This is a genomic window from Variovorax sp. 01T439_2, from assembly GCF_056398445.1.
On sequence record NZ_JBFTPJ010000197.1, the window covers coordinates 1 to 7,519 of the forward strand.

Sequence of the window (7,519 nt, forward strand, 5' to 3'; positions counted from 1 at the left end):
GCGGCGCATCCATCGGGCGCTCTGCCAGCCCCCATCCCAACCTCGGTGCAGGCAGCCAGAGGCTGCCGCTCTTCGGGCTGTCCAGTTCCGCGCAGGCGGAACTGGAGCCGCAGCCCTCAGCCCCGGCAGGGGAAGGAGCAAAACCATGAATGCACGCGACAACACATCCACCCTGGTCATCCGCGGCCGAAAGGTCGTCGGCGGCATCGCCGAAGGCGAGGCGCTCGTCACGCGCGACCGCATCTCGGGCTGGGGCGGCATCGATCCGCGCACCGGCACCGTCATCGAGACGCGGCACGAGCTGCGCGGCCAGAGCTTCGCGGGCAAGGTGCTGGTGTTTCCAGGGGCCAAGGGCTCGTCCGGCTGGTCCGCGATGTTCCACATGACGCGGCTCATGAACTCGGCGCCCGCGGCCTTCCTGTTCAACGAGATGACCACCAAGATGGCGCTCGGCGCCGTGGTCACGCATGCGCCCTCGATGACCGACTTCGAGCGCGACCCGCTCGACTGCATCGCGACCGGCGACTGGGTGCGCGTGGACGCCGACCGCGGCGTGATCGAGATCACCAGGAAGAACAACAAACCCGGAGACCGCCCATGACCACCCGCCCCCTGCGCAGCAACTTCCCGCGCGGCTCGTACCTCTGGTCGGTGCGCAATGCGCACTGGCGCGCGCTCGGCATTCCGGAAGAGGATTGCGAGAAGCCGAAGATCGCCATCGTCAACAGCTCGTCGGAGCTGGCTGCGTGCTTCAGCCACCTCGACAAGGTGGCGGCGGAAATCAAGACCGCGATCCGCGCCGCGGGCGGCGTGCCCTTCGAGATCCGCACCGCCGCGCCCAGCGACTTCATCACCGGCGCCGGCGCGCGCGGTGCCTACATGCTCGGCGCGCGCGACCTCGTGACCAACGACATCGAGGTGGCCGTCGAAGGTGCGCAGCTCGACGGCATGGTGTGCCTCACCTCGTGCGACAAGACCGTGCCGGGCCAGCTCATGGCGGCCGCGCGGCTCAACATTCCGACACTGCTCGTGCCCTGCGGCTACCAGCCCAGCGGCGAGTACCGCGGCAAGCACATGGACATCGAGGAAGTGTTCATCGGCGCGATGCATGCGGTCACGGGCCACCTGCCGGTGGAAGAACTCGTGGGCATGAGCCGCGAGGCGATCCGCGGGCCGGGCGTGTGCTCGGGCCTGGGCACGGCCAATTCGATGCACATCGTCTGCGAGGCGCTCGGCATGGCCTTGCCGGGCAGCGCGCCGGTGGCCGCGCTGAGCCCGAAGATGATGGCCGACGTGCGCGCCGCCGGCACGCGCATCGTGCAGATGGTGTGGGACGACCTCAAGCCGCGCGACATCCTCACGCCCGGCGCCTTTGCGAATGCGGTGCGCGCGGTGCTGGCCATCGGCGCCTCGCTCAACACGGCCAAGCACCTGCAGGCCGTGTCGACCGAGGGGGAGTGCGGCGTCGACGTGTATGGCCTGTTCGAAAGCCTCGGCCCGAAGACGCCGGTGCTGGCCGGCGTGCGGCCGATCGGCGAGCACAGCATCGAGGCCTTCGAGGCGGCGGGCGGTTGCCGCGCGCTGATGAAGCAGCTCGCGCCCTTGCTCGACACCAGTGCGCTGACCGTCACGGGCGGCACCGTGGCCGACAACCTGCGCGRTGCCGAAGTCGGCAATGCCGAGGTGATCCGCCCCATCGACCGCCCGGTCGCGCCGCATCCCGCCATCGTGCTGCTGCGCGGCAACCTCGCACCCGAGTCGGGGCTCATCAAGACCGGCATCGTGGAGCGCAAGGTGCGCAGCTTCACGGGCCCGGCCGTGTGCTTCTGGACATCCGATGCGGCCATCGCGGCGCTCAAGAAGGGCGAGATCCTGCCGGGCCAGGTGGTCGTGATGCGCGGCGCCGGCGCCTGCGGCGGCCCGGCCATGGGCGGCGGTGCCTCGCGCGTCGTGTTCGCGATCGATGGCGCGGGCCTGGGTGACCAGGTCGCGATCCTGACCGACGGGCATCTCTCGGGCCTGGTCTGCAAGGGCCTCGTGGTGGCCGAGGTGTCGCCCGAGGCCGCGCTCGGCGGGCCGCTCGGCCTCGTGCGCGATGGCGACGTGATCACCATCGACCTCGATGCGCGCCGCCTCGACATCGCATTGGCCGATGCGGAACTCGCCGCCCGCCGCGCCGACTGGCAGGCGCCGCCGCCGGCCTTCGACACCGGCTGGCTGCAGCAGTATCGGCGCAACGTGAGCCCGCTCTCGAAGGGCGCCGTGCTCGTGCGCACCGAACGCCCCGAGCCCTAGGCCTTTTTCACCCGGCCTTCGCCAACCGGCGCGCAGCCACGCGCGCACCCGGTGGCGCAGCCCTGCGCGTGTTCCCGAGTTTTTCAACCAAGAGAAGAAGCAGGAGACAAGAAAACATGAAGAGATTCTTGATGGGGTCGGCGCTGGCGCTGGCGCTGGCCGGCAGCGGCGCGGTGCATGCGCAGTCCAGCGTCACCGTGTTCGGCGTGGTGGACCTCGGCGTGCAGTACACGAAAGGCGAGGGCGGCGGCTCGGTCAAGGCGCTGTCGAACGGCGGCCTTTCGACCAGCCGGTTCGGATTCCGCGGCACCGAAGACCTGGGCGGCGGCCTGCGCGCGGGTTTCTGGCTCGAAGGCAGCCTGAACCCCGACAACGGCACGGGCCGGCCGAGCAACAGCAACAACCAGGCGAGCGGTGCGGGCACGGCGGGCCCGATCACCTTCGACCGCATGTCCTTCGTGAGCCTGTCGCACCAGAAGTTCGGCGAGCTGCGCCTGGGCCGCGACTTCATTCCCACGCACTACAACAGCATCTACTTCGATCCCTTCAACGCCAACGGCGTGGCGCGCGCGGGCAACCTCACGTTCGCGGGCGCGGGCACCGGGCCGCTGCCCACCGGCATCACGGGCAGCAACACCGTGAGCTACTGGCTGCCGGCCGGGCTCGGCGGCTTCTACGGCATGGCGATGATCGGCACCGGCGAGAACGACTCCACCGCGCCCAACCGCGACGACGGCAACTTTGCCGGTGCGCGCTTCGGCTTTGCCGCGGGCGCGTTCGACATCGCGGCGGCCGTCACGCGCACGCACTTCGACGCCACCGCCGCCATCGGCAACTACACGCACGCCAACATCGGCGGCACCTGGGACGCGGGCTTTGCGAAGTTCTTCGCGCTCTACAACAAGGTGACGGTGAAGCTCGCCGCCGGCACGGTGCGCAAGAACACGGCCGAGATCGGCGCGCACATTCCGGCCTTCGAGGTCGGCCGCATCCGCCTGAGCTATGCCTACCTGGACGACCGCAGCGACGAGAGCCTGCGCAATGCCAACGGCATGCCGCGCAACCGCGACGACGCGCGCCAGTTCGGCATCGGCTACGTGCACAACCTCTCCAAGCGCACCGCGCTCTACGGCACCTATGCGCGGCTCATGAACAGCGGCCAGGCGCGCTACGTGGTGAGCGGCGGCGTGGCGCCGGCGGGCGGGCGGCGCTCGTCGGGCTGGGAGTTCGGTGTGCGGCATCTTTTTTGAAAGGAGCCTTTCATGCGACGCAGAGACCTGGCCCTTGCGGCCCTTGCGGCCCTTGCAACGACGATGCTGCCCGGCACGGCAGCCTGGAGCGCCGAAGGCAGCTATCCGGACAAGCCGCTGCGCCTGATCGTCGGCTTTGCGGCCGGCGGCGGCGCCGACGCGCTCACGCGCATCATCGCGGAGGGGCTCTCCAAGCAGCTCGGCCAGCAGGTGATCGTGGAGAACCGCCCGGGCGCCGACGGCGTGCTGGCAGCGCAGGCCACCTCGTCCGCCAAGCCCGACGGCTACACCTTGCTGATGGGCACCAACACCGCGATGGTGGCCGCGCCCACGCTGCGGCCCACGCCGCCCTACGACCCGTTCAAGGCCTTCACGCCGATCAGCTCGGCCGGCCAGTTCTCGATGTTCCTGGTGGTGCCGGCCAGCCTGCCGGTGAAGAGCGTGAACGAGCTGCTCGCGATGGTGGCGGCCAAGCCCGGGGCCTACAACTCGGCCTCGAGCAACAGCGCGTCGGAGCTGRCCATGCTGCAGCTCTTGGGCGAGCGCAAGGTGGTCAACGCGCGCTACAAGGGCGACATGCAGGCCATGACCGACCTGCTGGGCGGGCAGATCCACATGATGTTCACCACCGGCACGCTGGCGCCGGGCTTCGTGAAGGAAGGGCGCATCCGCGCGCTGGTCACGCTGCTGCCGCAGCGCAGCGCCTTGCTGCCCGACGTGCCCACGGGCGGCGAGCTCGGGCTGGGCAAGCTCACCATCACGCCGTGGGCCGGCTTCTTCGGGCCGCCGGGGCTGCCGCAGGCCATCACCGACAAGCTGTCGCAGGAACTGCAGAACACGCTCAAGCGGCCCGATGTGCACGCGCAGCTGGTGCAGCAGGGCTTCGAGGGCTACGGCATGAGCCCCGCGAAGTTCGCCGAATTCTTCCGCGCGCAGTACGAGGCCTTCGGCGCCACCGTGCGGCAGCACAACGTGAAGTTCGAATAGCCGCGGTGGCGGCTCAGCGCTCGACCGAAGCTGCATTGCGGCGCCAGAACGCCGCATCCGGAAACGCGCCGGCGCCGGCCGCGGCGTTGTCGGCCATGTGCTCGGCGCGGCTGGTGCCGGGAATGGTGCAGGTCACGGCCGGGTGGCTCAGCACGAACTTCAGCAGCACCTGCGCCCAGCTCGTGCAGCCGATCTCGCCGGCCCAGGCGGGCAGCGGCTTGCCGCGCAGCCGGCGCAAGAGGCCGCCGCCGCCGAAGGGCATGTTGACGATCACCGCCACGCCGCGCTCGGCCGCGAGCGGCAGCAGGCGCTCCTCGGCCTCGCGCGCGTCGAGCGAATAGTTGATCTGCAGGAAGTCGAGCTTCTCGGCGCGCAGCACGGCCTCGACCTCGCGGTAGGCCGAGGCCGTGTAGTGCGTGATGCCGAGGTAGCGCACGCGGCCTTGCTCTTTCCAGCCGCGCAGCGTGGAAAGGTGGGTCTTCCAGTCCATCAGGTTGTGCACCTGCATCAGGTCCATGCGCTGGGTGCGCAGCCGCGCGAACGACTGCTCCATCTGCGCGATGCCGGCCTCGCGGCCCGAGGTCCAGACCTTGGTGGCGAGAAAGGGCTTGGTCCCGCGCGGCTTCGCTGCGGCGGCCAGCAGCTCGCCGGTGGTTTCCTCGGAGCGGCCGTACATCGGCGAGCTGTCGATCACCGTGCCGCCGGCCGCAAACAGCGCGTCCAGCACGCCGGGCAGGCGCTGGTATTCGTCGCTGCCGGGGCGCTGGTCGAAGCCGATCCAGGTGCCGCAGCCGACCACCGGCAGGGCTTCTTGCGTGGAGGGGATGGGGCGGGTGTTCATCGTGATGGCTGGCAGGTGTTGTGCCACCGCGGTCATCGCGGAGGTCATCGGCAGCACTGCGACAAGCTGCAGGAAGCGTGCGCGGTTCAAGCGCGCGTCGAAAAACGGAACTRGCGAGAAAGCGGGCGGGCCGAAGTTCTTCATGGAAGCGCGGTGTCGCCATGCGTCGGACGAGCAGCCGCAATGACGATAGCACTGAGGCTTCGACCGCGTGCGCCGATGCAACACCGCGCTTTCCATTGCTTGCCCGCGGATGTTTCGCAATGTTACGCTGCTTCGCGCAGGCGGAGGGCCTGCCTCTTCCAACAAGAACACCATGAGCCGGTGCGCAAGCTGCACCGCCGGCCATCGCCAATCTATGAATCCGACCTCCCGTTCCATCTCCCGCCTGCTGCACGGGCTCGTGCTGCTGCTGGTTGCACTGCTGCTGGCTGCATGCAGTGCTGCGCCGATCGCACCCGAGCAGACCCTCACGGGGCAGGAGGGGGCGGTGGTCATGAAACTGATTACCAACAGCCCTGGCGAGACCGACCCGGCGGAGACGCTGTCGGCCGTGCGCCTCGAGCGCGTGCTCGAGTCCGGCGAAAAGCAGACCGGGCGGGACATCGTGGTGCTGACGCGCACGCGCAAGGCCACCTACACCACCGCTGTGTTCAGCGGCATGGTCGCGCCCGGGCGCTACATCATCAAGAGCATCACCGGTGCGAGTGGCAACATGAGCTACTTCTATCCCATCGATGCGAAGTTCGGCAGCTTCGACGTGGTGCGCGGCGAAGTCACGCTGCTTGGAACGCTGTTGATCCAGCCGCGCCTGGGCACGCGCTTTGTCGTTGCCTATGTGCCACCGGAGGCTGAGCTGCAGAAGACCTTCGAGACCTTGTATCCCGCATTGGCGGCGCAGACCCGCGGCCGGCCGCAGCATGGCTTCGTTCCCACGCTCGATCTCGACCGCCGCGCTGCGCTGGCGCCGCAGGTCAAGCGCCTGGCGTCCATCTGGCATGGCCTGACGCAGACGGCCGACGGCGAATTCATGGCCGGCAGCAAGCTCGGGAAGGTGCTGTGGCGCAAGAGCGGAGAGAGCCGTTGGAAGGAACTCGACGTGGGTTCCTGGCGCGAGGTGCTCTCGGTCCGCCCCTACCGTGGCGGGCTGCTGGCAGCGGGCGAGGAAGGCCTTCTGCGCCACTCTTCCGACGAGGGGTTGACTTGGAAGAGCCTGGTACCGCCCGATGACGGGCTTATCCAACTGGCGCAGCCGATGCGCGATGGGGGCGTGGTTGCGATCTCGCGCCGCGACAGCCTCTGGACCGTCTACGCCTCGAAGGATCTTGATGCCGGCGTGTGGCAAAAGCTCGGGGAGTTTTCCGATTCCCGCTCGATCAACGTGCCATGGCAGCGCAGCATGAGCTTCGGCCAGCCGGAGCGCGCGGGCGTGATGATGCCCAACGGCGACCTCCATGCCACCGATGGCCGCACGCTGTTTCGCTCCAGCAATGGTCGCTCCACCCTCGACGTGAATGCCTTGCCCGACGGCACCCTGGTGTCCCAGACGGTGGTGATGACAAAAACCACCTTGCTTTCGCCCGATTGGGGGCAAACCTGGGCCGATCTCGACACCAGCCGTTTCGTCGTGACGATCGCCTTCAAGGACCGGCAGACGGCATATGCGGTGGGCCCTGTTGCCCCCAGCCTGATGCCCGGAAAGCTGGGATTGATGACCACGCGGGACGGCGGCAGGAACTGGTCACAGACCGGCAGCTCGCCGGGAATGACGAATCCCTACGCCGTGCGCCAGATGATGGTGGACCGGGCCGATGGCTCTCTGATCGCCTTTCTGCCCGAAAACCTGATCGTGCGGTCCACGGACGAAGGAAAGAGCTGGAAGATCGTCAAGGACAACTGAGCCAGGCGCCGGGCGAAGGCGCGCCGCACAGGGCATAGGCCACCGTTCGAAGGGTGGGATTTCCATTGCCTTGCGAGGATCGGAATACTGTATAAAAATACAGTTAACGATTCAATCATGGGCCTCCCTTTCCTCGACTCCTTTTCCGCTGCCGCGGGCCGCGGCGTCTGGCATGCCGACGAGCTCGGCCTGGCCGACGCGCAGGTGGTTGCCACCGGCCATGCCGCGCTCGACGCGCAGCTGCCG

General features: G+C 68.6%; 6 protein-coding genes. 5 read left to right on the forward strand and 1 reads right to left on the reverse strand.

What is annotated here, in order from left to right; genetic code table 11:
• Positions 1 to 145 precede the first annotated feature (145 nt).
• The 4 genes from AC1DOC_RS11710 (at position 146) to AC1DOC_RS11725 (ending at position 4,532) form a co-directional block, all read left to right on the forward strand.
• Positions 146 to 601, forward strand: a complete 456-nt coding sequence (locus AC1DOC_RS11710) for an aconitase X swivel domain-containing protein (RefSeq protein WP_478080607.1) — start codon at positions 146 to 148, stop codon at positions 599 to 601.
• Complete coding sequence (gene ilvD, locus AC1DOC_RS11715; RefSeq protein WP_478129828.1) at positions 598 to 2,295, forward strand: dihydroxy-acid dehydratase; 1,698 nt, start codon at positions 598 to 600, stop codon at positions 2,293 to 2,295. The genes AC1DOC_RS11710 and ilvD overlap by 4 nt, the downstream gene beginning before the upstream one ends.
• A gap of 116 nt (positions 2,296 to 2,411) precedes the next feature.
• Complete coding sequence (locus tag AC1DOC_RS11720; protein ID WP_478080609.1) at positions 2,412 to 3,545, forward strand: porin; 1,134 nt, start codon at positions 2,412 to 2,414, stop codon at positions 3,543 to 3,545.
• 12 nt (positions 3,546 to 3,557) lie between these two features.
• Positions 3,558 to 4,532 (forward strand): Bug family tripartite tricarboxylate transporter substrate binding protein, encoded by a 975-nt coding sequence (locus tag AC1DOC_RS11725; RefSeq protein WP_478129829.1) that lies wholly within the window; start codon positions 3,558 to 3,560, stop codon positions 4,530 to 4,532.
• 13 nt (positions 4,533 to 4,545) lie between these two features.
• Here the strand turns inward: AC1DOC_RS11725 and AC1DOC_RS11730 are convergent, their stop codons facing one another.
• The gene (locus AC1DOC_RS11730) at positions 4,546 to 5,517 is read right to left on the reverse strand and encodes an aldo/keto reductase (RefSeq protein WP_478129830.1); all 972 of its coding nucleotides are present in this window, start codon (positions 5,515 to 5,517) and stop codon (positions 4,546 to 4,548) included.
• A gap of 214 nt (positions 5,518 to 5,731) precedes the next feature.
• On the opposite strand from AC1DOC_RS11730, the gene AC1DOC_RS11735 reads away from it, so the two are divergent.
• Complete coding sequence (locus tag AC1DOC_RS11735) at positions 5,732 to 7,273, forward strand: WD40/YVTN/BNR-like repeat-containing protein (RefSeq protein WP_478129831.1); 1,542 nt, start codon at positions 5,732 to 5,734, stop codon at positions 7,271 to 7,273.
• Positions 7,274 to 7,519 lie beyond the last annotated feature (246 nt).

Excerpts from the sequence above, each read along its gene's own strand:
- AC1DOC_RS11720 (WP_478080609.1), top strand. The coding sequence starts at position 2,412 with ATGAAGAGATTCTTGATGGGGTCGGCGCTGGCGCTGGCGCTGGCCGGC.
- AC1DOC_RS11735 (WP_478129831.1), top strand. The coding sequence starts at position 5,732 with ATGAATCCGACCTCCCGTTCCATCTCCCGCCTGCTGCACGGGCTCGTG.
- AC1DOC_RS11710 (WP_478080607.1), top strand. The coding sequence starts at position 146 with ATGAATGCACGCGACAACACATCCACCCTGGTCATCCGCGGCCGAAAG.